Here is a 24,358-nt window from a genome sequence, read left to right as displayed (position 1 = left end):
TAAAAAGGGCGATTATTCGTCGATATAAACGTAACTTTGCAAAAATTTTTCACCATTTCATGAATCTAATATCGGAATTGCGCTGGCGCGGTATGATACAGGATATCAAGCCAGGCACGGAAGAACAGCTGGAAAAGGAAATGACGACCGCCTACGTGGGATTTGACCCGACGGCGGACTCGCTGCATGTGGGCAACCTCGTTCCCATCATGCTGCTCAAACACCTGCAGCGCGCCGGCCACAAGCCGCTCGCACTCGTAGGTGGCGCCACCGGCATGGTGGGCGACCCTTCCTTTAAAGCCGAAGAACGCAAAATGCTCGACCTGGACACATTGCAGCACAACCTGAGCTGCATCAAAGCCCAGCTGGAGAAGTACCTGGACTTCGACACCTCGAAATCCAACTATGCGGAAATGGTGAACAACTACGACTGGTTCAAAAACATCTCGTTCCTCGATTTTATCCGCGACGTGGGCAAACACATCACCGTCAATTACATGATGGCGAAAGATTCGGTGAAGAAACGCCTGGAAGGCGACAGCGGGATGTCGTTCACGGAATTTTCTTACCAGATGATCCAGGGGTACGACTTCTACCATTTATACAAGACGAAGAACTGCAAGATGCAGATGGGCGGCTCCGACCAGTGGGGCAATATCGTAACCGGAACGGAACTCGTTCGCCGTATGGGCGGTGGCGAAGGATATGCCTTTACCTGTCCGCTGATCAAGAAGAAAGACGGCACCAAATTCGGTAAATCCGAAAGCGGGAACATCTGGCTCGATGCGTCGAAGACCAGTCCGTATGAATTCTACCAGTTCTGGCTGCGTTCCGACGACGACGATGCGGAAAACTACATCCGTATTTTCACGTTCCTCGAAGAAGCCACGATCAACAACCTGATCGCCGGGCACCGGCAGGATCCAGGGAAACGCCTGCTGCAAAAGCAGCTCGCGCAGGAAGTAACGACCTTCATCCATGGGGAAGAAGAATATCAGAACGCGGTCAAAACCACTGAAAAGCTTTTCAATACTTCCATCGATACCCTTCGCGAACTTTCCGAAGAAGATCTGCTGAAAGTCCTAACTGGCGTGGTACAGTTCGAAATGCCCGCAACCGTGCTGCAGGAAGGGAAAGACGTTGTAACGTTCCTCGCGGAAGCGGGTGTATTCCCCAGCAAGGGCGAAGCACGTAAAACGATCCAGGGGGGTGGCGTGAGCATGAACGGCGCCAAACTGACGGCGATCGATGTGAAAATCGATGAGTCGTCGTTACTGAATGGCAAGAGCATTCTTTTCCAGAAGGGGAAGAAGAATTATTACCTGGTGAAGATGATTTAGTTTTTCCCTCGAAATAAGGATCGATATTGACCCCGGAGGCTTTTGGGCTCCGGGGTTTTATTTTTAATGCCCTGCACCAGCGCGCCATTCAGTTGATCCAGCCCCATCATTTCGCTTCTGCTAATTCATCTTCATGTAAATAATGTTTTTCCATAAAATACGTTTTACGCTCAAAGTAATTTTTAATCGAACGCAAGACTTTTTTTTCAAACATTTTTTATCGGGAAGCCTTTTTTCAACCAAACGGAAAGCCCCTGGGTCATGACGTACACATGCTGAAAACCCATGTTGCGCGCGCGTTTCGCGGCATATGGCGCCGCTCCGCACAAGGCATCCGAACAATAAAAAACGATCGTATCCTCCTTACCGCACTCCAGGTCTCCCGCCCCGTAATCCCCCGGGTCCAAATGCCGCGCACCGGGAATATGGTGCCGCTTGTAAGACGCACACGGATTATTGTCCACCATCCGGAAACCCGGTTCCCCCAGGCGCCGGAGCACCTCCTCCGGCGAAATGTCTTCCAGCCCGAAAAGACGGGCCGTTGTAATCTGCTGTCTCATCTTTTTTCCACAAATCTCCACCCGCCATATGACAAGGGTATGTCAGCAGCACCCTGCGATTTTTCCGTACCATAAAAAAAAGCCGCCCGCTGGCGCGGACGGCTCTCATCTTTTCCATTGCAAATCAATCTATTGCAACTGATACTTATGCTTATACCTTTCATACAACTGCTTATGCTTGTCTGTCAGGTCGATTTCCCGCCCCTGGATGTACGCCCGCGTGATCACGCTCGACTTCATATCCAGGATATCGCCCGTGCTCACCACGATATTGGCGTCCTTTCCCACTTCCAGCGAACCGGTTTTATCCGCGATCCCGAGGATCCTGGCCGCATTGAGGGTGATGGCGCTGAGGGCTTCTTCCCTGCTCAAACCATACGCACCGGCCGTTCCGGCGTTGAAAGGAAGGTTCCGCTGCTGCCAGAAACCCTCGTTCGAAATGCTGAACAGCACACCGGCCTTTTGCAGGAGCGCAGGGGTTTTATACGGCTGGTCCACATCATCGTCCTGCATCACCGGCAAGCTGTGCGGCTGCGACAGGATCACCGGGATGCCGTTCTTCTTCAGCATACCGGCGATCATCCAGCTGTCGGTCCCGCCGACGATCACCACGTCGAGCCCGAATTCCAGCTTCATATCTGCCGCGATCATCATTTCCTTCATGAGATCGCAGTGGATGAAGAACTTCTGGCTGCCGTCGAACAGGCCTTTCACCGCTTCGTATTTCAGGTTGGTGCCATTCTTTTTGGAACCGCCATCCAGGTAAGCTTTCGCGCTGCGCAGGAAATCCTTCACCTGGCCGATCTTTTCCATCGCCGCTTTCACCGCGTCGCCACCCGGCCCGCGGGCGTCCGCGCCAAAGGGATTGGCGCGCGGCATGAGGCGTGGCATGTAAAAATGGATGCCGTTATCGGTTTTGTAGGCCGCATCTTCCCAGTTCCAGGCGTCGAGCTGCACTACCGACGAGCTGCCGGTCAGCAGCCCGCCTTCCGGCACTACCTGCGCCAGGAGAATCCCGTTGGTCCGCAGGGTATTGATGATCTTGGAATCGGTATTATAAGACACGATGGAACGGATGGACGGATTGATCTCCCCCACTTCGCTGTAATCGTTGGTGGCGCGCACGCTTTCCACTTCAGTGAGGCCGAGGTTGCTGTCTGTCACGATCAGGCCGGGATAGATGTGCTGGCCCTGTACGTCGAACACGCGTACGTCATCCGCCGGGATGGCCACGTTAGCGCCGACAACAATGATTTTTCCGTTGCTGAACCCGATGGTCCCGCGTTCTATGACCTGGCCGGCGCCGGTATGGATGGTGGCGTTTTTGAGGAACACCTGTCCTTTCTGCGGCCCTGCCGGATATACCGTTTCCTGCGCGCGCAGTGTGGCCAGGGAGGCGGTGAGCCCTATGATGGAGAGGAATACTTTTTTCATGTTAGTGGTTGTTTGCGTGGTCGTGATCTTCCACATCGTTCAGAATATGATGCTGATGGCCGGCCTGCAGGTCTTCGCAATGATAGATCTCCTCGCGCGAAGGCACCGCTTTCTGGGTGGGGCCTCCTTTCTTTTTCTCGCCTATCATTTTCGCGATCAGCCGGTTACGCTCACCTGCTATCCGGGCGCGCAGCTCGAGGTCGCGGGAACGGTCGAAGTAAACGATACCGTCTACGATCGTTTGTTCGGCTTTCGCGTAGATACTGAGCGGATGATCGCTCCAAAGCACCACATCGGCGTCTTTTCCGGCTTTGATGCTGCCGATGCGATCGGAAACGTGGAGGAGTTGCGCGGGATGCAGCGTCACCATTTTCAGGGCGAGCTCTTCTTCCATCCCACCATATTTCACGCTTTTGGCGGCTTCCTGGTTGAGGCGGCGGGCCATTTCGGCGTCGTCGGAATTGATCGCCGTGGTAACGCCCACACGTTGCATAATGGTGGCATTCTGCGGAATGGCGTCTATCACCTCCATTTTATAAGTCCACCAGTCGGCGAAAGTAGAACCACCGGCCCCATGCGCCTTCATCTTGTCGGCCACTTTATAACCTTCCAGGATGTGCGTGAAGGTATTGATGTTGAAATTGAAGCGATCGGCCACTTTCATCAACATGTTGATTTCACTCTGAACGTAAGAGTGGCAGGTCACGAAACGTTTCTTATTGAGGATTTCCACGAGCGCGTCCAACTCGAGGTCGCGGCGCTTGTCTGGACCGGCTTTCTCGTAATCCCTTGCGCGGGTGAACGCATCCACCAGCACCTGTTCCACCCCCATACGCGTCTGCGGGAAACGCACGCGGGCGGGGAGGTTCCAGTTCGACTGCTTCACGTTCTCGCCCAGTGCGAATTTGATAAAACCGTCGGTCCCCGCGAATTTGAGGTCTTCCGCGTTCGCGCCCCAGCGCAGCTTGATCAGCTGGCTTTGGCCGCCGATGGTATTGGCGGAACCGTGCAGCAGGTGCGACGCCGTTACGCCGCCGGACAACTGACGGTAGATATTCACATCGTCCGGGTTCACCACGTCTGCGATGCGCACTTCCGCGGTAACGGATTGCGTTCCTTCGTTTACGCCGCGGCTGATCGCGATATGCGAATGCTCGTCGAGAATACCCGGGGTAAGATGTTTGCCGGTACCGTCGATCACGCGGGCGCTCCCGGCGGCGAGGCCTTTGCCGATCTGCGCGATCTTGCCGTTGCGGATCAGCACATCCGTCCCTTCGATCTTCCCTTCTTTCTCGTTCGTCCAAACCGTGGCGTTGCGGATAAGTATGTCCTGCTGCTTCGGCATTTCCTCGAATCCATATCCCACGAACGGATAATAGATTTTACCCGGCGCTTCCGGTGTTTTCTTTTTGGCCGTATCTGCCTTTGCTACATGGGTGGCGGTTTGAACGGCCTCCCAGTTCACGGGCACGCCTTTATCATCCACACCCGAGCCACGCATGGTGGCCATTGCGCCCTGCATGAAGCGGATAGCGCCACTGAGGCGGATTTGGCGGGTATTATCTTTCGTGATGTTAAGAACGATCGTCACGAGCGGGCCTGCTACTTCGATCTTGCCGGGAATGGTGTCTTTGTTGACGATAGACGGCGATGCCGGCGATCCCTTGATTTCAGCAGGATATGTTGCGGAACTGTTGGGATACGTCAGCACGATGTTGTATTTCCCGCGAATGTCGCTCCAGCCTTCGTCTTTCAGCTGGTATTTATTCCCCTGCACCCAGTTTTGGTACAGGATGGTGCTTTCGTCGAAAATCGGACCCGAGGCGATGAGGAAGTTGGCCAGTTTGCCGGCGTCGAGCGAGCCGAGTTTGTCGGACGCTTTGAGGATGGCGGCGGGCGTTTGCGTGAGGGCTTCCAGTGCTTTTTGTTCGGACAGGCCGTTGTCGATCGCTTTGCGGAGATTGGTGAAGAAGGATTTCGCGTCTTTCAGATCGGCGGCCGTCAATGCGAAAGGAATGCCTGCCTTTTCGAATGCCGCGGGGTTGGTGGATGCCAGTTCCCAGTGCTTCATATCTGCCAGCGCCACGAAGCGCGCGTCTGCCGGATCTTCCACGTCCATGGCGGCGGGGAAGTTCAGGGGCAGGATGAACTGCGCCTTTGATGCGAGCATTTCCGGCATGCGTTGATATTCATTGCCGCCGGCCCTGATCACGTATTGCACGCCGAATTCGTCGCCGATCCTGTCTGCCCGGAGCGCGTTCCATTTATCGCCGGCATCGAAAATCTGGACGAGTTGCTGCTGGTCGTTCCAGGCCTGGAGGCTGAGATTGACGCCTTCTGCGGCGGGGTTGCCCTTGTACCATTGCGCGTCGAGGTACTGCTGGCGCAGCAGCGCGATGGCGCCCATGAGGGAGCTGGGGTAATCCTGCGTGGAGGAGCCTTTATCGAAGGAGTAATGCGAGGACACTTTTTCGCGGAGGATGGTTTTGTTTTCGCGGTCGGATGCGAGGCTTACCAGTGCGCCGGTCCCGCGGGCGATACCGTCTTTCTGATGGGTAAGAACGGCGCCGAACCCTTGTCCACGGAGTGTTTCGGCTTTGCCGGCATCCGCCCCGAAAAGCTGTGCGGCGTTCACTTCCGGTTTGATGGACTGGTTCCAGTTATAGGCGCCTTTGGTGGCGGAGATGAATTGCTGCGATCCGCGGCCGGATCCGCCCCGCTGGTTGGAGGGCATCCCGTAATCGCTGTAGATGTCGATGAACGAGGGGTAGATGAACTTCCCCTGGCAATCGACCACCACGGCGTCTTTCGGCACCGCGGCACCGGGGCCTGCGGCAACGATCTTTCCGTCGCGGATAACGAGGGTTGCGTCTTTCAAAGTCGTTTTCGCGTCTTTAACGATGGTGGCATGGGTAAAGGCGTAACAGCCTTCCCGGGGCTCGGCCACGCCGTTGACGGGGAAGGTCTGCTGGCCCAGTGCGCCCGCGGCCGGCAATAAAGCCGACAGGCCGCATACTGCGCCGATGGCCCACCGCGTTAAAATGTGGCGGCGATGCGGCATCCCCGGCTCCGGCATGGGTGCGCCGGCAGGAAATTTACTTGCTTTCATGGCAGGTTGATTAAGATACGTTTAGATGTTGGCTGAATACGACACGCACCGGCACAGGATAGATCTGGAAAAAGCACGGCGACCAGGTAACTATACAGCTACAAGTGTTAAATTTAATAAATGATTGACCGCGGAACCTACTATTTTGGAATAAATTTTTACGAGCGGTATCTTTCAGGTATCAACACACGGCATCAATATATGAAAAACAAGATTTGGCTCATGACGGTACTGTTTGCGGCGCTCACGTTCGCCGCACAGGCCCAGGATTCGACGCACGCCCGCGGCCACCGCTGGGATGCTGCAGGCAAGGCAGACAAGATGAGCGACAAGCTCTACCGCGAACTGGCCCTCACCAAAGACCAGCGGAAGGCTATTTACGACATCAACGAAGACATTGCCCGGAAACGGGATGCCGCGAAGAAAAACACCACGCTCAGCGCCCGCCAGCGCATGCAGCGGTACGAGGAGCTCGACAGCGACCGTAACCGCCGTTTCCGGGAAGTGCTCAGTCCAGCGCAATACAAAAAATGGAACGATTGGGAATTGAAGAAGAAAGCGGATATGGAAAAGAAGATGGACCGTAAGCAAGACAAGAAAGAAGCGCGCAAAACCGCCGCCGGATGAGTGCCGCCGCAAGACGCGACGCGGAAACCATTTTTCTCCATGCCGTATCGGCCGTTCAGCCGCGGCACTTCGTTCCTCTTCACCTGCCTTCCCCTCCACCGGGCGATGGCCGCATTTTCCTGCTGGCTGCCGGTAAAGCCGCCGCAGCCATGGCATTTGAGGCCGAGCGCATCCTGGGAGAGCGGCTGAACCGGGGTTTCGCCGTATCCAGCCATTTGCCGGACGTTCCCCTGCAAAAAACCGGGCTCATCGTTGCGGGGCACCCCGTCCCCGATATCAACAGCCTCATCGCCGGCACTACCATGCTGCAACTCGCAGCGGGCCTTAATCCGGAAGACCATGTGGTTTTCCTGCTATCCGGCGGCGCTTCCGCCCTGCTGGCCGACGTGCCGCCCGGCGCTTCCATGGAAGAGCTGCAACATGCATTCCAGCTCCTGCTGAACAGCGGGGCCGATATCGCGGAGATGAACACCGTGCGCAAACACCTTTCCGCCATCAAGGGCGGCCAGCTGGCGAGGGCCATCCATCCTGCCAGCGTGCATTCCATCATATTATCCGACGTGCCGGGCAACGACCCCGCGGTGATCGGTTCCGGGCCTACCGTGGCCGACCACACTACGTTTGCCGATGCACTGGCCATCATCGATAAATATCAACTCCGCGACCGCGTGGCTGCCGGCATCCTGGCACACCTCGAACAGGGAGAAGCCGGCCTTATCCCCGAAACCGCGCGCCCCGGCGAATTGCCGAACGCCACGCACGTACTGGCCGCCAGCAACCGCATTGCGCTCGAAGCAGCGGCCCAGCAAGCGGATGAACTGGGCTATCATGCCCACATCCTAACCGACCACGCCACCGGTAAAGCCCGCGACCTGGCGGCCGAACTGGTGAAAGCCGCGTTATCGTACAAAGGCCCTTTCCCCGCGTGCCTCCTGGCCGGCGGGGAATCCACCGTGCAGGTGACCGGGAACGGGCTCGGCGGCCGCAACCAGGAACTGGCGCTGGCGGCAGGCCTGCTGATCAAAGACCATCCGCGGATCACGTTCCTTTCAGCCGGCACCGACGGGATCGACGGGCCTACAGACGCCGCAGGCGCCGTCATCGACGCGGAAACGCTCGCGCAAGGGCCCGACCCTTTGCCTTTCCTGGAGAACAACGACAGCTGGCATTATTTCCATCAAACCCATACACACATCCGGACCGGCCCCACCAATACCAATGTGATGGACCTCGCCGTCATACTCGTACAAGGCATTGCAAACGATTGACATTTTCCTCGCCGGAAATTTGCTTATCTGGTTCGTAATGCTAATTTTGGGAAACTAAAAAAATCGAAAGTTTATGCTGAGAATGGAACAGACCTGGCGGTGGTTCGGACCCAAAGATCCCGTGAGCCTTTCAGACATCCGGCAAGCCGGCGCCACCGGTATCGTTACGGCCCTTCATCACATACCTAACGGCACCGTATGGTCTAAAGAAGAGATCATGCAGCGCAAACAGGAAATCGAAGCCGCTGGCCTCACCTGGTCTGTAGTGGAAAGCGTACCCGTGCATGAAGACATCAAAACACAAACCGGGCGCTTCAAGGACTATATCAAAAACTACCAGCAATCCATCCGCAACCTCGCGGCATGCGGTATTTACACCGTTACATATAATTTCATGCCCGTGCTGGACTGGACCCGCACCGACCTGGCCTATACCCTCGAAGACGGTTCCAAAGCCCTCCGGTTCGATAAAGCCCAGTTCATGGCATTCGACCTCTTCATGCTGCAACGCCCCGGCGCCGAAAACGATTATCCCGAAGAGGAAATCTCCCGCGCCAAAGAGCAGTTCGACAGCATGACGGAAGACGAAAAAGCCCTCCTGCAGCGAAACATCATCGCCGGGCTCCCCGGTTCCGAAGAAAGCTTCACCCTCGAACTGTTCCAGCAGGCGCTGGACAAATACAAAGACATCGACGCCATCAAGCTCAAACTGCACCTGTTCTACTTCCTCCAGCAGATCGTGCCGGTAGCCGAAGAAGCAGGCGTGAAACTGGCCATCCATCCAGACGATCCTCCCTACCCCATCCTCGGCCTGCCCCGCGTAGTGAGCACCGAACAGGATGCGCGCGAACTACTGGCTACCATCGTGTCTCCTTCCAACGGACTTTGCTTCTGTACCGGTTCTTACGGCGTGCGGCCGGATAACGACCTGCCCGGCATGATCGACCGCCTCGGAGAGCACATCCACTTCCTCCACCTCCGCTCCACCAAGCGCGACGCGCTCGGCAATTTCTACGAAGCCAATCACCTCGAAGGCGATGTAGACATGTACAGCGTCGTGAAAAGCATTCTCGGCGTGATGAAGCGCAGGGGCGTTTCCATTCCCATGAGGCCGGACCATGGCCACCAGATGCTGGACGACCTCAACAAGAAAACCAATCCCGGATACAGCGCCATCGGCCGCCTTCGCGGGCTCGCGGAACTGCGCGGCCTCGAAATGGGCATCGCGGGAAAGTAATCCGATATCCGTTTTTCGAATAAAAAATAGCCCGGTCTTCGAAAGACCGGGCCTTTTTATTTAAACACGCACTACGAAAACAAAACCAGTCAATGGTTATTGTTTCCAAAATTCTTGTCCGCTGAGGTGCATCAGCTCCAGGCCCGCCAGCGACAACTGGTACTGGTACTGGATTTTGGAGAGTTGCGCTTCGAGGAGCGAAGTTTGTGCGTTTTGCAGATCGAGGTAAGTGATGACGCCGTTGCGATAGCGGCTTTTCGCCAGCGTAAGGGCTTTGTTCGCCTGTTCCAGCAGCACTTCGGCCGTCTGGAGCCTGTCGCGCCCCGCAACAACATCCGCATGCTGCTGGGCGGCTTCTTTTTGCAGGACTTCTTTCACATCCTGCGTGTTCAGTTTCGCGATTGCCGCTTCGGTGGCGGCGATATGTTCCTGCGTGCGGAGTTTTTTTCCGTTATAGATCGGCACCGAAAGGCTCACGCCCGCATAGTAATTGAATTTGGGCGTGGTGATCTCGGGCAGGTAACCGTTTTTGAAACCCGTTCCCGCGTTGAGGAACAGGCTCGGTTTGTATTGCGCCTTCGCCAGTTCTATTCCTGTTTCCGCTACTTTTTCCTTTTCCAGCGACGTGCGCATGGTAGCATTGTGCTCGAAATCGCCGGCAGCGGGCGGAACGGCCCAGGCGAAATCGGAATGCACCGAATCCCGGAGATGTTCACCGGTCAGGTATTCGAGCGCGGCGATCTGTTTCCGGAGGGAATTGGTGAAATCGACCTTCTTATTGCGGTAGGATTCGAGTTTCACGCGGGTATTGATAAGGTCGAGATCGATGGCGTCTCCGTGCTTCAGCTTGTTTTCCACCATGGCCCCGGTTTCTTCGAGCAGGCGGATGTTGGCGTCCTGCACGGCGATATTGTCTTGCAGGAAGGCGATGTTCATGTAGACGTTTGCCACCTGGTACGCCAGCTCTTCGCGGGCTTCGGCGGTTTGCACGCCGAGGAGCCCGGCCTGTGCGGCGGATTTTTTGATCTGGCTGCCGGATTTTCCGAAATCGAGCAGCAATTGCCGCGCTTCCACGCCGGCGTTGATGTTTTCGGACGGCACGGGCTGGAATTTGAAATCGCTGCCGGGCAGTTGTACTTTGGGAACGGGGTACACATGGCTGTAGCTGGCGCTGCCGCTTACTTCGGGCAGGCGGCTGGCTTTGGCCAGCGTGGTTTGGTCGGCCGCGATGCGCTGCTGCGTTTCCATCGCCCTGATTTGCGTGAAATGGCTGAACGACTGCTGAACGAGCGACTTCAGCCCGGCGGGCGCCGACTGTGCGAAAGCCCCCGTGGCCGTGCAACTCAATATGATGATCAGTGCTTTTTTCATGACTTGTGTGTTTTTATATCAATGCGCATGTTCCGCCGCTTCCTTCATGGCGTCTGCGCTGAGGTTCCTTTTCTTCACGAACAGCATCAGCGGGAGCACGCATACGAAGAAGATGCCCACGATGCGGAAGGCGTCGAGGTATGTTAAGATGTAAGCCTGTTTGGTCACAACGGCGTCGAGCAGGGAAAGACTGGCGTGCCTGGCCTGGTCGAGCGTCATGCCTTTGGCCACCATGGCGTTGCTCAATTGCTGGATGCGTTCCGTGGCAGTGGCGCTTTCCGGCCCCACATACGGCAACAGCTGCGTGCGGTGCTCCATGTACTGGCGCGCCACGTAGGTATTCATGAACGCGATGCCGAAAGAGCCGCCCAGCTGGCGAAGCATGTTGTTGATGGCGATGCCCTGCGGCATTTCTTTGGGCGACAGCCCCGAAACGGCCTGGTTCGTCAGCGGTACGCTCAGCATCGCGGAGCCGATGCCCCGGAGCAACAGCGGCACGAAAAAGAACATTTCGCCCGCGTCCGGACTGGCGGTCGACATCCAGAAGCAGAAAATCGCGAAGATCAGGAAGCCGCCCGTGATGAGATATTTCGGCGGAACGCCGCGCTGGATCGCCCTTCCGACCATCGGCATCATAATAGCTGCCATGATGGCCCCAGGGAAGAGGCTTTCACCGGTTAGCGTAGGCGTATAGCCGTTTACACGTTGCATCCAGACCGGGTACACGAACATCGAACAGTAAATACCCATCCCCATGATGAATGTCAATAGCGTGGTGATGGCCAACGTCCGGTTTTTAAGCACATGCAGGTTGACGGCCGGCGCATCCGTCCGCAGCTCCCACCAGATAAACAGCACGAAAGCCACAGCCGCAGCCACGGTCAGCACAACGATGTGCGTGGCCGCAAACCAGTCTTCCGACTGCCCCTTTTCCAGGATGTATTGCAAACTGCCGACCCAGACGCATAGCAGGAAAATGCCGGGATAATCGATCTTGATGGCTTTCCGGTTGATGTTGTATTCGTTGGGCTGCTTGTCGATGAACGAGAATACGAGGAAGGCGGCGATGATGCCGATGGGAACGTTGAGGTCGAAGATGAGCGACCAGTGGAAATTATCCACGATGATCCCACCGAGCGTAGGCCCCACCGTGGGCCCGATGATCACGCCCATACCGAAGATGGCGGATGCCGTGGGCCGTTCGTAAACCTCGAAGGTGTCGAAGAGGATGGACTGCGAAGTGCTCAGCAGCGCACCGCCCCCCACGCCCTGGACGAAGCGCCAGGCCACGAGCTCCCACAAACTGCCCGACTGTCCGCACATATAGGATGCGAACGTAAATATGAGGATGGAAGTGAGATAATAGTTTTTTCGCCCGAAATAGGAAGCAAGGAACCCGGTCATGGGGATCACGATCACGTTGGCGATGGCGTACGCGGTGATCACCCAGGAGGCGTCTTCGATCGTGGCGCCGAGGTTGCCGCTGATTTGCGACAGCGCCACGTTCACGATCGTGGTATCTATCAGCTCCAGCATGGTAGCGGAGATGACCGTGGCCACAATGATCCATTTGGCGAGCCCTTTTGGTTTCGCTGTCATTGCCTTAGTATTTTAAAGCCACTTCCACGCTCAGGCCGGCGCGCAGGCGGTCGAGGTATTGGTCGGCGTTGTCAATGGATATTTTAACGGGAACGCGTTGAACGATCTTCACGAAGTTGCCGGTGGCATTATCGGGCGGCAACAGGGAGAATTTAGCGCCTGTTGCGCGGGAAATGGCGACCACATGTCCTTTGAGGTGGAGATCGCTGAAACCGTCTACCTCAATTTCGGCTTCCTGGCCCACCGCGATGTGCGCCAGCTGCGTTTCCTTGAAGTTGGCCACGATGTAAAAACCGTTTTCGTCGACGATAGTGAAGAGGCTCTGCCCGGCCTGCACGAACTGGCCCGGCTCTACGTTCTTTTTACCGATGCGGCCCGCGATGTTGGCGGTTACGTTCGTATAGCCGAGTTTCAGCTTCGCCTGTTCAACCGCCGCCTGTTTACCGGCCAGCAATGCCTCGGCCTGCTGTACCTTGGCGGCAGCTACCTGGACGGACGAGCGCGCCAGGGTAATATTGTCCTGCGCGGCCTGGAACTGTTTGTCGTTGGTGAGGCTGATGGCCCTGGTATCGTCGAGCTGGCGGTTGGTGATGGCGTGGTCGTCGAACAGGGCCTGGTCGCGGCGGAGGTCGGCGGAAGATTTGTCTTTCCGTACCAGCGCCACCTGTGCGTTGGATTGCGCCACGGTGATGCCGGCGCTGGCGTTAGCGAGATTGGCGCGTGCGGTGGCCAGGTCGGCCGCGGCCTGCTGTGCGTCTGCCTCCGACTGTTGCAGTGCGATGCGGTATTCTTCGTCGTCGATCGTAACGAGCGTATCGCGCAGCTTCACGTTACCGTAATCCTGGACGTTCAGTCCTTTCACGTACCCGGCCACCCGGGCGATCACGGGGGCGGAGTGCCCTTCTACCTGGGCGTTGTCGGTGGTTTCGTGATGCCGGGCATACAACCATTGTTTAATGCCGAAGAGGGCGCCGAGAATGAGGATGGCGATGAAGATGATCCTCGCCACGAGTTTGCCCCTGCGGGGACTTGCCTGTGCAGTTTCCATGGTGTGTGTTTTTCGAAATCGGCAACAAAGGTAAACCAAGCTTACTAATTAGACAAACAAGTTGACGTTTTTAAATTTTTATTATCTTTGTATGACAAAAGGGATATTTTAGCCCCTTCATCCAAAACTGGCCGCACCGATTATGACTACAACTGATAAGGACCAACAATTAGCGGATATTATTTCCCAACGGCCGAAGCTGCTCATCCGGCTGTTAAGCATCGTGAAGAAGGATTTCGACGCGCGGCTCACGGAGCATTTGCAGCGGAACGGCTACGCCGATTTCAAGATCGGCGACATGGTGCTGATGGCGAACATTTCAACGGAAGGGACGATCAACAATGAGCTAGCCAAGAAGGCCCGCATTACCAAACAGGCCATGAGCAAGGTGGTGAAAAACCTCGAGGCCATGGGCTACATCATCACGCGCAAGCACGAAACCGACAATCGCGCCACGGTCATTTTCCTGAGTGAAAAGGGGAAAGAGCTGATGATCGATATGTTCAGTGCCGTGAAGGGTATCCAGGAGTATTACACCGGCATCATAGGGGAAAAAGACGCGGACCTGCTGCGCGACATCCTGTTCAGGCTCGCGTCAGAGCTGCATCCCACGCTCGTGGACCCCAGCCGGTAAGCGAACATTTTCCCGCGGAGTTTTGTAACGTAATAGGTAAACATGTCTCCATGCGTTCCTTCAGCACATTTCTCATTACCATAGCGGCCATTGCGCTGCTGATCTCGGCGCTGCTCTACCTGAGCCCCTGGCGCAAGGAGCTGTATGAGGAGTTTGCCGTGCGCGAAATGGTGCCGCCCAACCGGCGGGAAACCGTGGCGGATTCCTTGCTGGCCGTTGCCACCCGGCATTTCAATCACCATAAGTACGAAAAGGCCGCTGCGGAGCTGGATAAAGTGCTGGCGCTGGAGCCCGATATGGAATTTGCCCGGTACTACCGCGGCCTGGCGCAGCTGGAAAACAACCGGCTGGCGGAAGCGCGGGCCGACCTGGAGGCTTTGTGGAACGAGGGGTCGCATTACAAACACAGCTGCGCGTTCTTCATCGCCCTGTCTTACCTCAAAGGGAAAAACGCCGCCGAAGCGGGCGTGTGGCTCAACCGCATCCCGGAAGGCACGCCGGAATACCCGAAAGCCCAACGTTTGTTAGAGGAAATGAAATGAGGCCGTCAACCTGCTCTCCTTACTTCAACCGCCGTTGCGTCGCACACTTCAGCGGCAACGCCACAATGAAATTTTGTCAATGCCTGTCAGCCGTTCCAACTGAAAAAATTTCCGTCCCCAGGCAAAAATGACAGCCACCCGCACCTGTAAATTACCGGACCCTGTTTGGCACGCACGTTGATAGAAAAATTTCAAAGGCAATATACCTTTCAGCCTGATGATTACGCAAAACTTATTGTTTAACTGTCAAAACGGAGGTCATTATGTCTGTCATCAAAAGAAACCGGGATGCATTCCCAACATTCACCAACCTGTTCGACGATTTATTCAACCGCGAACTCTACAATTGGGGCCACAGCAATTTCTCTTCAAGCGGCACTACCATTCCCGCTGTCAATATCAGGGAAACGCCCGATAATTTCGAAGTCGAAGTGGCGGCCCCGGGTATGGACAAGAACGATTTCAAAATCCAGCTGGATGGCAACACTTTGTCCATTTCATCCGAAAAAGTCAATCGCAACAATGAAGACTACAGCCGCAAAGAATTCAGCTACCAGGCGTTCCAGCGCACGCTGATGCTGCCGAAGGACGTAGTGGATGAAAGCGGGATCACCGCCCGGTACGATAACGGATTGTTACGGTTGACCATTCCCAAACGCGAGGAAGTCAAACAAAAGCCCCCGCGTATGATCAACATCGACTGATGCGCTCCTGCGCCGCGGTCCATTTTTTCCCCTTCAAGGTCCATCATAAAAAAATCCGGCGGGAAGCAGTGCCTGTTGGGGGCCTGCTTCTCCGACCGGTCAAAAAAAGAGCCGGCTCTGACGAGACCGGCGTTATCATATTCCACGTCTACAGTAAAAATCTTAATCTCTTTGCATTATCAATTACTATTTACAGTTTAACTAACCAGATTTCAGGATTGCGCACGGGCATGTTGCGCAGCACTTCTTCCACTTCCGAGCCATGCGGCAAACGCTCCCACAGCCGGAAATATGTTTCATTTCCATACGCCGCAGCCGCAAACAGGAGAAACGGGTGCGCCATTGGCCATTCGTCCCAATACATCACATCTTTCGCATACGGCCATAAATTTTTCTGCTGAACAAAAGGGAACATAAAGGATATGCCTTTGCCGATCGATTTCTTCGCAGGGTCTTCGTATTGCCACAAATCCGCGCCGGGTTTGCTGAGGATCTGGCAAATAGTGGTCATGGCATCCAGGTTGAATAACGCATAACCGTAAGGTTTTGTTCGTCTCAGCTCCAGCGGGAAACTGCCGTCGGCGGCCATCTGCCCGGGCAGCAATATCTCTTTATACCGGCGTTCGCAGAAGTTCGTCCACGTGGTGTCTTTCAAAAACGAGGAAAACGCCGCTACCTGCATCACCCAGCATGTTCCGTGGTTGTTTTTGGCGTTCATTTCGTCTTTGCCGTAAGGATGTTCCGTCATCCATTGCAGGTATTCCCTGAACCAGCGGCGCACCGCTTCCAGTTCCACACCTTTCAACACGCCGGCTTTTTCCATGATCCGCAATGCCTGCGCCACTTCCAGCAGATGGATGGTGTCGATGATGCCGATCCCCCGGCCGGTGGCTCTCCCTTTGATCGCTTGCGCATACAGCAGATGCGGATGCATGCGGGTGGCGGTATCGGCGAACCAGGCGAGGATGTGCTTTTTCGCATGTTCCAGCCGGCCCTTCTTCCCGTCGGCCACGTACGCCGCCGCCAACGCGCCCACTACCCTGCTGAAGCGCACCATGGCCTGGCGGTGCGCCACGAAGTTGCCGGGGTTGGTTTGGCCGTCGCGCTGCACATACGGGCTATCCGGATGCTTGGGGTTTGGCCACCAGTAATCTCCCTCGGAGTAAAAATCGTGCCTGCCGCCGGCACTCCGTTCGCAGGAAGCCGCCGTTACGGTTACCGGCTGCTGTTGCATGGCCCACGCGGCTTCCGTCCGGATCTGATCCCGTCGCACCGCCAGGGCGCGTTTCAGCCAGCCACCGTCCATTGCGGCGGTGGTTTGCAGCCAAAGCAGGCCCAGTATTATACATGCCGTTTTTTTCATTGCGCGATGATCGTTGTTTTACCTTTCCTGATTTGTACCGCCTGGTCCGTAACCGCTGGTAGATGCAGTTCCGGGAGTTTACCCGGTGCGGCGATGCGCTTGTTGACGGGGAATCCGTAGTCCTTCAGGCCGCCGCTGGCTTCTTTGGCGGCCACCGGCGCGGCGATCTGCACGGGAACGTTCGTGCGGATGATTCGTCCGCCTGCATCTTTATCTGCCCGGATCTGCGCGCTGGCCAGTTTCCCGTTCTTCCATTCGATATCCACTTCCATCCCGCCTTTCAGTTTCAATCCCTTCACACTGCCCGTCGGCCATGCGGAAGGCAATGCAGGTAACAGGTGGATCACGCCGTCATGGCTTTGCACGAGCATTTCCGTGATACCGGATACCACCCCGAAATTCCCGTCGATCTGGAACGGCGGATGTGCATCGAACAGGTTGGCGTAAGAGCCGCCGCTGTTATCCGCCACGCTGATGGAATCTGTTTCGGCGAGGAACAATTGTTTATTAAGCATCGTGTAGGCATGGTCGCCATCTTCCAGGCGCGCCCACCAGTTGATCTTCCAGGCTTTCGACCAGCCCGTTCCGCCGTCGCCGCGCAACTCCAGGCTGCGTTTGGCCGCAGCGGCGAGATCGGGTTCCCGGCGCGGCGTGATGGCATTTCCCGGGAAAAGGCCGTACAGGTGCGACAGGTGGCGGTGCTTGTCTTTGGGATCGTCCCAATCGAGGTACCATTCCTGCAACTGGCCGTACTGTCCGGCCTGGAAAGGATATAAATTCTTCAGTTTCTGTTTGATGCCCGACACCAGTTCCTTATCGCGCTTCAGCAACGTGGCGGCCTGGGCGGTGCGGTTGAGCAGATCGTGGATAATGGACATGTCCATCGTGGAAGCGATGCTCACGGAACCTTTGCGGGCGCCGGCGATGAGAAAATTATTTTCGGGAGAGGTCGACGGATTGGTCACCCAATTCCCCGCGGTGTCTTTCACGAGCCATCCGAGCATGAATTCGGTGGCGCCTTTCATGAGCGGATAGGCTGTTTTTTCGAGGAAAACGCTATCGCCCGTGTAGGCGTAATGTTCCCAAAGGTGCCGGCAGAGCCACGCACCGGCCATGGGCCAGATACCCCAGCGCGGGTCTCCGCGCGGATCGCGCCAGTCGAAGCCGCCAGAAGGCGCGGTGATGGCCCAGATGTCGGCGTTATGGTGGACGGTCCATCCACCGAGCCCGTAATTCACTTTCGCGGTCTCTTTTCCGTTTTCGGCGAGCTGCCCGATGAAATCGAACAGGGGCGCCGTGCATTCGGACAGGTTGGCCGTTTCCGCCGGCCAGTAATTCATTTCGGTGTTGATGTTCGTCGTGTAGTTGGAGCCCCATGGCGGCTGCACTTTATCGTTCCAGATGCCCTGCAGGTTCATGGCCGGGCCGCCCTTCCTTGAGCCGGCGATCATGAGGTAGCGTCCGAACTGGTAAAGCAGCGTGGTGAGCTGCGGATCGCGGTTCCCGCCTGCCCGGGTGTATTCCACGAGCCGCGTATCTGTAGGCTTGCGGGCCGAAGCATCCACGCCCAGGTGAAGCTGAACGCGGCGGAACAGCGGTTGGTAGTCGGCCAGGTGCCTTTGCAACAGTGCCCCGTAGGCCAGGCCTTCCACTTTCTTCAGGGGCGCCAGCGCGGCGGAGTCCGCACGCTTGCCGTGCTTCACCGGGTCCACGTTCGGCCCGTTGAAACCCGTGCCCATAGACACGAGCAATGTCACTTCCGTGGCACCTTCGATGCGCAACCGGTCGCCATCGGCAACGGAACGGCCGTCTGTGAGCCGGGCTTTTACGTGTACTTCATAAGGAATCCCGATGGCAGGATCGTATTCGATGGTGCGTTTTTCATACGGCCGGTGCGGCACGTACGAGGGGCATTGCCCTTTCATGACGAGATCACCGGCGGCGGATGCGGCAACCGTTGCTTTCAGGGGGTTCCTGAACCCGGCCGTAAAATTGAGCGCGCCTTTCCGGCTGCTTTTCCAGCGGATGACGAGCAACTGGTCTGGCCAGGAAACGAACATTTCCCGCGTAAATACGACGCCGTTAATGGTATAGGAAACTTTCGCCTGCGCCGAATTGAGGTCGAGCGAACGTTCATAGTTAGTTGCGGGTGCGGTGTGGCCGGACCTGAGGAACAGGCCGCCGAGCGTGAGGTACCTGGCGGAATAAGGCCCGAGCATGAGCCGGCTGAGCGAGTCGGCTTTGAGGTATTCCCCGTTCCAGAGGGCCTGGCGAACGAGCGGGAGGGTGTTGTATGCGCCGGGATTGTTGCCTACGCCCGGCCCGCCGCTCCATAGGAACGCTTCGTTCAGTTGCAGTTGTTCTTCTTCCACCCCGCCGAACACCATGGCGCCAATGCGCCCGTTGCCGATGGGCAGCGCCTGGTTCCAGTTGGCCGCGGGCTGGCGGTACCAAAGCTTCAGCAATGGGTCTTGCTGCTGCGCCGAAGCCGCCATTGCGGCGAGGCACAGCATGCCTGTCATCCAGCCTTTCATTCCTATTATCATATCGTTGTTACACACATTTTTATCGCCGGGAAAAAACCGCGAGCCACAGGCGTACGGCCAAAAAATACGTACAGCCCGTGAACTCACGGATTACTTGAATGGATTGGAAAAGTACATGATACTACTCTTCATAACGCGGTGCCTTGCAGGGCATATAATAAAACTCTTCTTGTACCTGTTTGCGCGACGTGTCACAATATTTAAGCAAACGTTTGCAGGCATACAGGGAACATACATCAAAGCGCTTCACTGCAAACGTAGTCCGAAATTATGCAATCGGTTGCATTTGACAAAGCATTTTTTTAACGGATACTGATACTGGATTCACATTAACGACGAAGGACTACTGAACCCCAGTCGCTTCAACCCTGTCCTCACTTCCGGACAGCTCATGAAAAGCCGCCACAGCAGCCCCGCTCCGGTCCCGACCAGGATCGCCATCACCCCGAACCCCGATCCGCCGATGGCCACGGTATCCGGTGAAGTGGTGCGCTCCGGCGCGAGACCGGGTAAGGGATGCGCGAATTTCCGGAAGGCAACAAAAAGCCCTCCCGGTACCACAGTCCGGGAGGGCTACACAAAGTTGATCGAATATCGTTACGGTTGTACGCGTCCTGCCGGCCGGCGTTCCGTTCCGGGCATTTTGCGGAGCTCGTCGCCGAGGGTTTGGCGGTAATTATCGGCAATGGATGCGAGGTCTTTCACGACGTCGGGGAAAACCTTGCTCACGTCGGTCGTTTCACCGGGATCGATGCTCAGGTCGTACAATCCGCCGGCGATGTCCACATCCGGCTGTGCGCCGGGGAAGCCGTCGTACCCGGGGGTGTTGAGGCGGTAAGTGCGGCCCCTGTGCGGGAACACGAGCTTGTAATTGCCTTTGCGGACGGCTTCCAGGTGATTGACGTTGTAGTAATACACGAAATATTCACGCGGATTGGCGCCCGGTTCGTTTTTCAGCAGCGGGAGGATGCTGAGGCCGTCGATCTTCTTTTTCGGCAGGCCGGCGCCGCAAACGGCGGCTACGGTGGGGAGGATGTCGATCGCCGCGGCTACTTTGTTGCACACTGTTCCCGCGGGAATTTTACCGGGCCATTGCATGATGCAGGGCACGCGCTGGCCGCCTTCCCAACTGGTGCCTTTGCCTTCGCGGAGGCCGGCGGTGTTGCCGGCGTGGTTGCCGTAGTTCAGCCATGGGCCATTGTCGCTGGTGAAGATGACGAGCGTATTCTTATCGAGGCCGTTTTCTTCCAGTGTTCGTAAAACTTTGCCGATGGATGCGTCGAGCTCGGTCATGAGATCGCCGAAGAGGCCGGCGCCGCTTTTGCCGCGAAAGGCTTTGGAGACGGCGATGGGCACATGCGGCATGCTGTGGGCCATGTAGAGGAAGAAGGGTTCTTTTTTGTGTTTGCGGATGAATTCGCACGCGCGATCGGTGTAGATACCGGTCAATTCTGCCTGGTCTTCCAGGTTGCGGATGATGCGGCGGGTTTCATTCCCTTCGATGAGGGGCAGCGGCGGGTACCGGGCGCGCCAGGTTTTGACGGTGTCGGGATACGGTTTCCCGTCGTAATGAACGGGCCACATATCGTTGGAGTACGGCAGGCCGAGGTATTCGTTAAAGCCGTGCTGGAGGGGCAGGAAGGGCACTTTGGCGCCGAGGTGCCATTTGCCGACCATGCCGGTGGCATAGCCTTCGTTTTTCAGTATTTCGGCGATGGTTTCCTCTTCTCCGTTCAGGGCAATTTTTGCGTCGGGGTTCAGGGCGCTGTGGATACCGATGCGGTTGGGATAGCAGCCCGTGAGCAGGCCCGCCCGCGATGCGGAGCACACGGCCTGCGCGGCGTAGAAATGAGTGAAGCGCATGCCCCTGGCGGCCATCCGGTCGAGGTTGGGCGTGGTGTACGGGCCGCCGCCGTAGCACGAGGGGTCCCCATATCCCATATCATCCATGAAAATGATGACAACATTCGGTTGGGCGGGTGGTTCGGGCGCTGCCGGTACGAAGCTCGCGATCCCGAGCCCTGCCGCGGCCAGCAAAAGGCCACTGGCAATTTTCTTCAACATAAGTGATGATTTTGATATTTCGGAAAAAGAACGCCGCGCGGGAGAACCAGCGCGGCGTTCCGGCTTATTGGCAAAATACGATTTATCAGTCGGCCAGTATCAGTTCGATCACCGGAATTTCCACACCGGGTTTAATGACGGGCAAACTAAGGTTCAGATCATCCGCCCCCACTTCATTCCTGATCCAGTGGCCGGACGGTGCACTGAAACGGATCTCGGAGCCATCGTGCAGGAATTGCGCGTATTTAATCTTCCCCTTGTAACCGGGCAGCGTGAAGTTTTGCAGCGGGTAATCGAGCAGGTGAACGTAGAGGCGTTTGGTGGTTGGATTGTACGTCAGCAGCGTATTATCCGGTTTTTTGAAGTTATCGGGCGCCTGGGTGCAGCCGTAAATCGACCGGCTGTTCAGTTCCATCCACTGCCCCATTCCATCCAGCGCCTTGTCTGCACGCGCATCGAACTTGCCGCGGGCGGTGGGGCCTACGTTCAGGAGGAGGTTGCCGCCTTTGCTCACGGATTCGATGAGCAGGCCGAGGAGTTGTTTATTGTCTTTCCAGGTGTTTTCATCGCGGTAATACCCCCAGGATCCCGAGAAGGTCTGGCAGGTTTCCCAGGGCACGCGCTGGCCGTTGTGCGTGGGCCATGCGGCTACCTTGAACTGTTCCGGCGTCACGAAGTCGCCGCCGTCAGCATATTCTTTCAGATCGAGGCGGTCGTTGACGATGATGCCCGGCTGGAGTTTGCGCACCAGTTTGATGAGATCTTCCGAGCCCCAGTCTTCACGGCCTTTCCCGCGTTTGCCGGGATAGGAGAAATCGAGCCAGAGGATGTCGACCTTCCCGTAATTCGAGAGCAGTTCGCGCACCTGGTTCTGCAGGTAGGTGCGGTATTTGGACATATCGCGGTTTTTGTTGAGGGCTTCGTAACCGGCATCGTTTTGCGGGCGGTCGGGGTGCGTGCCGTCGATGGTGAAATCGGGATGGTGCCAGTCGATGAGGGAATAATAGAACCCGATCTTGAGGCCTTCGGCGCGGAAAGCGTCTACCCATTCGCGGAGGAGGTCGCGTTTGGCGGGAGATTTAACCGCGGTGTAATCGGTGTATTTGGAATCGAAGAGGCAGAACCCTTCGTGGTGTTTGGTGGTGATGACGGCGTATTTCATGCCGGCGGCTTTGGCTTTGCGGGCCCATTCGCGGGGTTTGTAAAGGTCCGGGTTGAAGAGGTCGAAGTATTTCCGGTAGTCGGATCCGGTGATCTGTTCCCGGTTCTGCACCCATTCGTGGCGGGCCGGGAGGGCGTAAAGGCCCCAGTGGATGAACATGCCGAAGCGGTCGTTGGTCCACCAGGCGAGTCGTTTCTCCTTTTGCGCCGGTGTTTCGGTGAAGAGGCGTTTTTCCTGGGCAGACGCGCAGAGGTGCAGGGCGGCGCAGAGGAGGGTGAGGAGCAAGGATCGTGTCATGGTAACAGCTGATTTTGAATGAATTGGCAAGATAGTTTGTGTGGGTTGCGGGGGATGGTAGTTTTTTGTCATTGATTGGGAGGATTTGAAGTTGGCGGGAAAAAGGGTGGTTGGGGGGATGGAACACTTTGCCGGTTTGACTCGGGGTTCAACCCGGGCAGTGTTGGGTTAAAGCCCATCATTTTGTTAAACAATCTATTATTAACATCTGATTAACAAATAAACATCCTGATCGACAGTAACATTGCTGAAAATATTCACTTCCCGACCGATAAAACTTTACGATTTGTGCCTTCGGGCCTCTGGTTTACCTTAAGCAAAACAGCCGTCAGCTTCGTCATCGCTGGCGGTTTTTCTTTTATGGAAGGTGCAGCTGCGGCGGGTTTCCAGGAAACGGGGAGGATGGAAGGGCGGGCGGTGAAGCAGGGCAATCATGGCGCCGGGAGGCTACCGGCCGTTGGCCCGGATGCGGGCCCGGAGCAGCAGGCGGGGCTACCCTGAAGCTACCCATTTTATTTGTTAATAAAAATCAAAATATGACATTTTTATAACATGGCGTTAACATGCCTGAAAAAGGCTGTAACGTAATATTGATGCATGATTCACGCTCCAAGTTAACCAAACTGAAGGCAACCTCACGAAAGAGGTTGCCTTTTCAAATAGTTTAGCTGGTGCGGTAATAATGCAGGCCTGCGGCGTAATTTCGGATTGAATCCTATCAAAGCAAAGCAGTACTGTATTCGTTAACCTTTAAAACAAATTTCCCGCGAATGATGTAAATTTTTAAAAAAGACAAAAAGACACAGACACAGACACAGTGAAGCTCCATTCCGTCCAGGACACATTCGTTAACAACATTTACAATTTAGCTATTAAACCCCCTGTTGATCCATGCCAAAGCGTTATTTCGAAAGACTACAGACCATCGATTACCTGATCCGCATCAAAGGCACCGGAAAGCCCGCCCAGTTGGCCAAACGCCTGCGGATCTCGGAAAGGACCTTGTACGAGTTCCTCAAGCTCATGAAAGACCTTGGAGCCCCTATCGAGTACGATAGATACAAGGAGAGCTATTATTACGGGGAAAAAGGTGGATTCAATATCAAATTCACCAAATTGCTCGCGGGGCTTACCTCCGCCGTCCCCATCCTGCTGCTCTGTTTAACGCAAACGAGTTAGCATTATTTTTTTATTCCGAAGGCGCCGGTTAACAAAATATTAACAGGCGCAAGCCCGGCTTAAAGCTATTTTGTTGTCGTAATCACAAATCGGCATCGGAATAGCTTTTGCCGTTTTGACTACTTCCGTCTGACATCCGAAATTTTTACATCCAGCAAGTGCGAGCCCCATTACTAATTGCAAGAGCGGGTTTCTGTCCAGTTACCGGCCTGCAATTTTTAAAAGCGGTCGCGCCGGCCATGCGATACATCGATTTATTTATAACGCGGTTAAG

19 protein-coding genes are annotated in these 24,358 nt (G+C 56.0%); 9 read left to right on the top strand and 10 right to left on the bottom strand.

Annotation, left to right across the window (positions count from 1 at the left end; translation table 11 throughout):
• The first annotated feature begins 59 nt into the window (after positions 1–59).
• Positions 60–1,340: a tyrosine--tRNA ligase gene (gene tyrS, locus EJ361_RS08850; RefSeq protein ID WP_126245128.1), complete on the top strand. Its 1,281-nt coding sequence runs from the start codon at positions 60–62 to the stop codon at positions 1,338–1,340.
• Positions 1,341–1,546: 206 nt separating this feature from the next.
• On the opposite strand, the gene EJ361_RS08845 is transcribed toward tyrS, so the two are convergent.
• The 3 genes from EJ361_RS08845 to EJ361_RS08835 all read right to left on the bottom strand — a co-directional run bounded on the left by EJ361_RS08845 (position 1,547) and on the right by EJ361_RS08835 (position 6,443).
• Positions 1,547–1,900: a rhodanese-like domain-containing protein gene (locus EJ361_RS08845; RefSeq protein WP_126245127.1), complete on the bottom strand. Its 354-nt coding sequence runs from the start codon at positions 1,898–1,900 to the stop codon at positions 1,547–1,549.
• A gap of 129 nt (positions 1,901–2,029) precedes the next feature.
• The gene (locus EJ361_RS08840; protein ID WP_126245126.1) at positions 2,030–3,334 is read right to left on the bottom strand and encodes an amidohydrolase family protein; all 1,305 of its coding nucleotides are present in this window, start codon (positions 3,332–3,334) and stop codon (positions 2,030–2,032) included.
• A 1-nt stretch (position 3,335) separates the two neighbouring features.
• Positions 3,336–6,443 (bottom strand): amidohydrolase family protein, encoded by a 3,108-nt coding sequence (locus tag EJ361_RS08835; RefSeq protein WP_240646586.1) that lies wholly within the window; start codon positions 6,441–6,443, stop codon positions 3,336–3,338.
• A 201-nt stretch (positions 6,444–6,644) separates the two neighbouring features.
• Between EJ361_RS08835 and EJ361_RS08830 the strand changes: the two genes are divergently transcribed.
• The 3 genes from EJ361_RS08830 to uxuA all read left to right on the top strand — a co-directional run bounded on the left by EJ361_RS08830 (position 6,645) and on the right by uxuA (position 9,575).
• Entirely contained in the window at positions 6,645–7,070 is a 426-nt protein-coding gene (locus tag EJ361_RS08830) for a hypothetical protein (protein ID WP_126245125.1), read from the top strand.
• Positions 7,067–8,338 carry a glycerate kinase type-2 family protein gene (locus EJ361_RS08825; RefSeq protein WP_126245124.1) on the top strand — a complete coding sequence of 424 codons (1,272 nt, stop codon included), beginning with the start codon at positions 7,067–7,069 and terminating at the stop codon, positions 8,336–8,338. Before EJ361_RS08830 ends, EJ361_RS08825 begins: the two co-directional genes overlap by 4 nt.
• A 73-nt stretch (positions 8,339–8,411) precedes the next feature.
• Positions 8,412–9,575, top strand: a complete 1,164-nt coding sequence (gene uxuA, locus EJ361_RS08820) for a mannonate dehydratase (RefSeq protein ID WP_126245123.1) — start codon at positions 8,412–8,414, stop codon at positions 9,573–9,575.
• Positions 9,576–9,671: 96 nt separating this feature from the next.
• On the opposite strand, the gene EJ361_RS08815 is transcribed toward uxuA, so the two are convergent.
• From EJ361_RS08815 to EJ361_RS08805, 3 genes are read right to left on the bottom strand one after another with little or no spacing between them, the layout of a single operon-like run.
• Positions 9,672–10,946 carry a TolC family protein gene (locus EJ361_RS08815; RefSeq protein WP_126245122.1) on the bottom strand — a complete coding sequence of 425 codons (1,275 nt, stop codon included), beginning with the start codon at positions 10,944–10,946 and terminating at the stop codon, positions 9,672–9,674.
• 18 nt (positions 10,947–10,964) lie between these two features.
• Entirely contained in the window at positions 10,965–12,545 is a 1,581-nt protein-coding gene (locus tag EJ361_RS08810; protein ID WP_126245121.1) for an MDR family MFS transporter, read from the bottom strand.
• Positions 12,546–12,549: 4 nt separating this feature from the next.
• Positions 12,550–13,593 (bottom strand): HlyD family secretion protein, encoded by a 1,044-nt coding sequence (locus EJ361_RS08805; protein WP_126245120.1) that lies wholly within the window; start codon positions 13,591–13,593, stop codon positions 12,550–12,552.
• Positions 13,594–13,735: 142 nt separating this feature from the next.
• Between EJ361_RS08805 and EJ361_RS08800 the strand changes: the two genes are divergently transcribed.
• The 3 genes from EJ361_RS08800 to EJ361_RS08790 all read left to right on the top strand — a co-directional run bounded on the left by EJ361_RS08800 (position 13,736) and on the right by EJ361_RS08790 (position 15,473).
• Complete coding sequence (locus EJ361_RS08800; protein ID WP_126245119.1) at positions 13,736–14,227, top strand: MarR family winged helix-turn-helix transcriptional regulator; 492 nt, start codon at positions 13,736–13,738, stop codon at positions 14,225–14,227.
• A gap of 50 nt (positions 14,228–14,277) precedes the next feature.
• The gene (locus EJ361_RS08795; RefSeq protein ID WP_126245118.1) at positions 14,278–14,769 is read left to right on the top strand and encodes a tetratricopeptide repeat protein; all 492 of its coding nucleotides are present in this window, start codon (positions 14,278–14,280) and stop codon (positions 14,767–14,769) included.
• Positions 14,770–15,032: 263 nt separating this feature from the next.
• Entirely contained in the window at positions 15,033–15,473 is a 441-nt protein-coding gene (locus EJ361_RS08790) for an Hsp20/alpha crystallin family protein (RefSeq protein WP_126245117.1), read from the top strand.
• A gap of 190 nt (positions 15,474–15,663) precedes the next feature.
• On the opposite strand, the gene EJ361_RS08785 is transcribed toward EJ361_RS08790, so the two are convergent.
• The 4 genes from EJ361_RS08785 to EJ361_RS08765 all read right to left on the bottom strand — a co-directional run bounded on the left by EJ361_RS08785 (position 15,664) and on the right by EJ361_RS08765 (position 22,905).
• The gene (locus EJ361_RS08785) at positions 15,664–16,836 is read right to left on the bottom strand and encodes an alginate lyase family protein (RefSeq protein ID WP_126245116.1); all 1,173 of its coding nucleotides are present in this window, start codon (positions 16,834–16,836) and stop codon (positions 15,664–15,666) included.
• Positions 16,833–19,382 carry a glycoside hydrolase family 95 protein gene (locus tag EJ361_RS08780; RefSeq protein WP_126245115.1) on the bottom strand — a complete coding sequence of 850 codons (2,550 nt, stop codon included), beginning with the start codon at positions 19,380–19,382 and terminating at the stop codon, positions 16,833–16,835. Before EJ361_RS08780 ends, EJ361_RS08785 begins: the two co-directional genes overlap by 4 nt.
• Positions 19,383–19,979: 597 nt before the next feature.
• On the bottom strand, positions 19,980–21,446 hold the full coding sequence (locus EJ361_RS08770; protein ID WP_126245113.1) for a sulfatase family protein: 1,467 nt from the start codon (positions 21,444–21,446) through the stop codon (positions 19,980–19,982).
• An 85-nt stretch (positions 21,447–21,531) separates the two neighbouring features.
• Positions 21,532–22,905 (bottom strand): alpha-L-fucosidase, encoded by a 1,374-nt coding sequence (locus EJ361_RS08765; protein WP_126245112.1) that lies wholly within the window; start codon positions 22,903–22,905, stop codon positions 21,532–21,534.
• A gap of 288 nt (positions 22,906–23,193) precedes the next feature.
• On the opposite strand from EJ361_RS08765, the gene EJ361_RS08760 reads away from it, so the two are divergent.
• Positions 23,194–23,406, top strand: a complete 213-nt coding sequence (locus EJ361_RS08760; RefSeq protein ID WP_126245111.1) for a hypothetical protein — start codon at positions 23,194–23,196, stop codon at positions 23,404–23,406.
• 390 nt (positions 23,407–23,796) lie between these two features.
• Positions 23,797–24,084: an HTH domain-containing protein gene (locus EJ361_RS08755; RefSeq protein ID WP_240646585.1), complete on the top strand. Its 288-nt coding sequence runs from the start codon at positions 23,797–23,799 to the stop codon at positions 24,082–24,084.
• Positions 24,085–24,358: the final 274 nt, after the last annotated feature.

Origin of the sequence: Chitinophaga rhizosphaerae (assembly GCF_003958645.1) — a bacterium.
GTDB classification, from domain to species: domain Bacteria; phylum Bacteroidota; class Bacteroidia; order Chitinophagales; family Chitinophagaceae; genus Chitinophaga; species Chitinophaga rhizosphaerae.
This window is presented reverse-complemented; position numbering and strand designations above follow the sequence as displayed.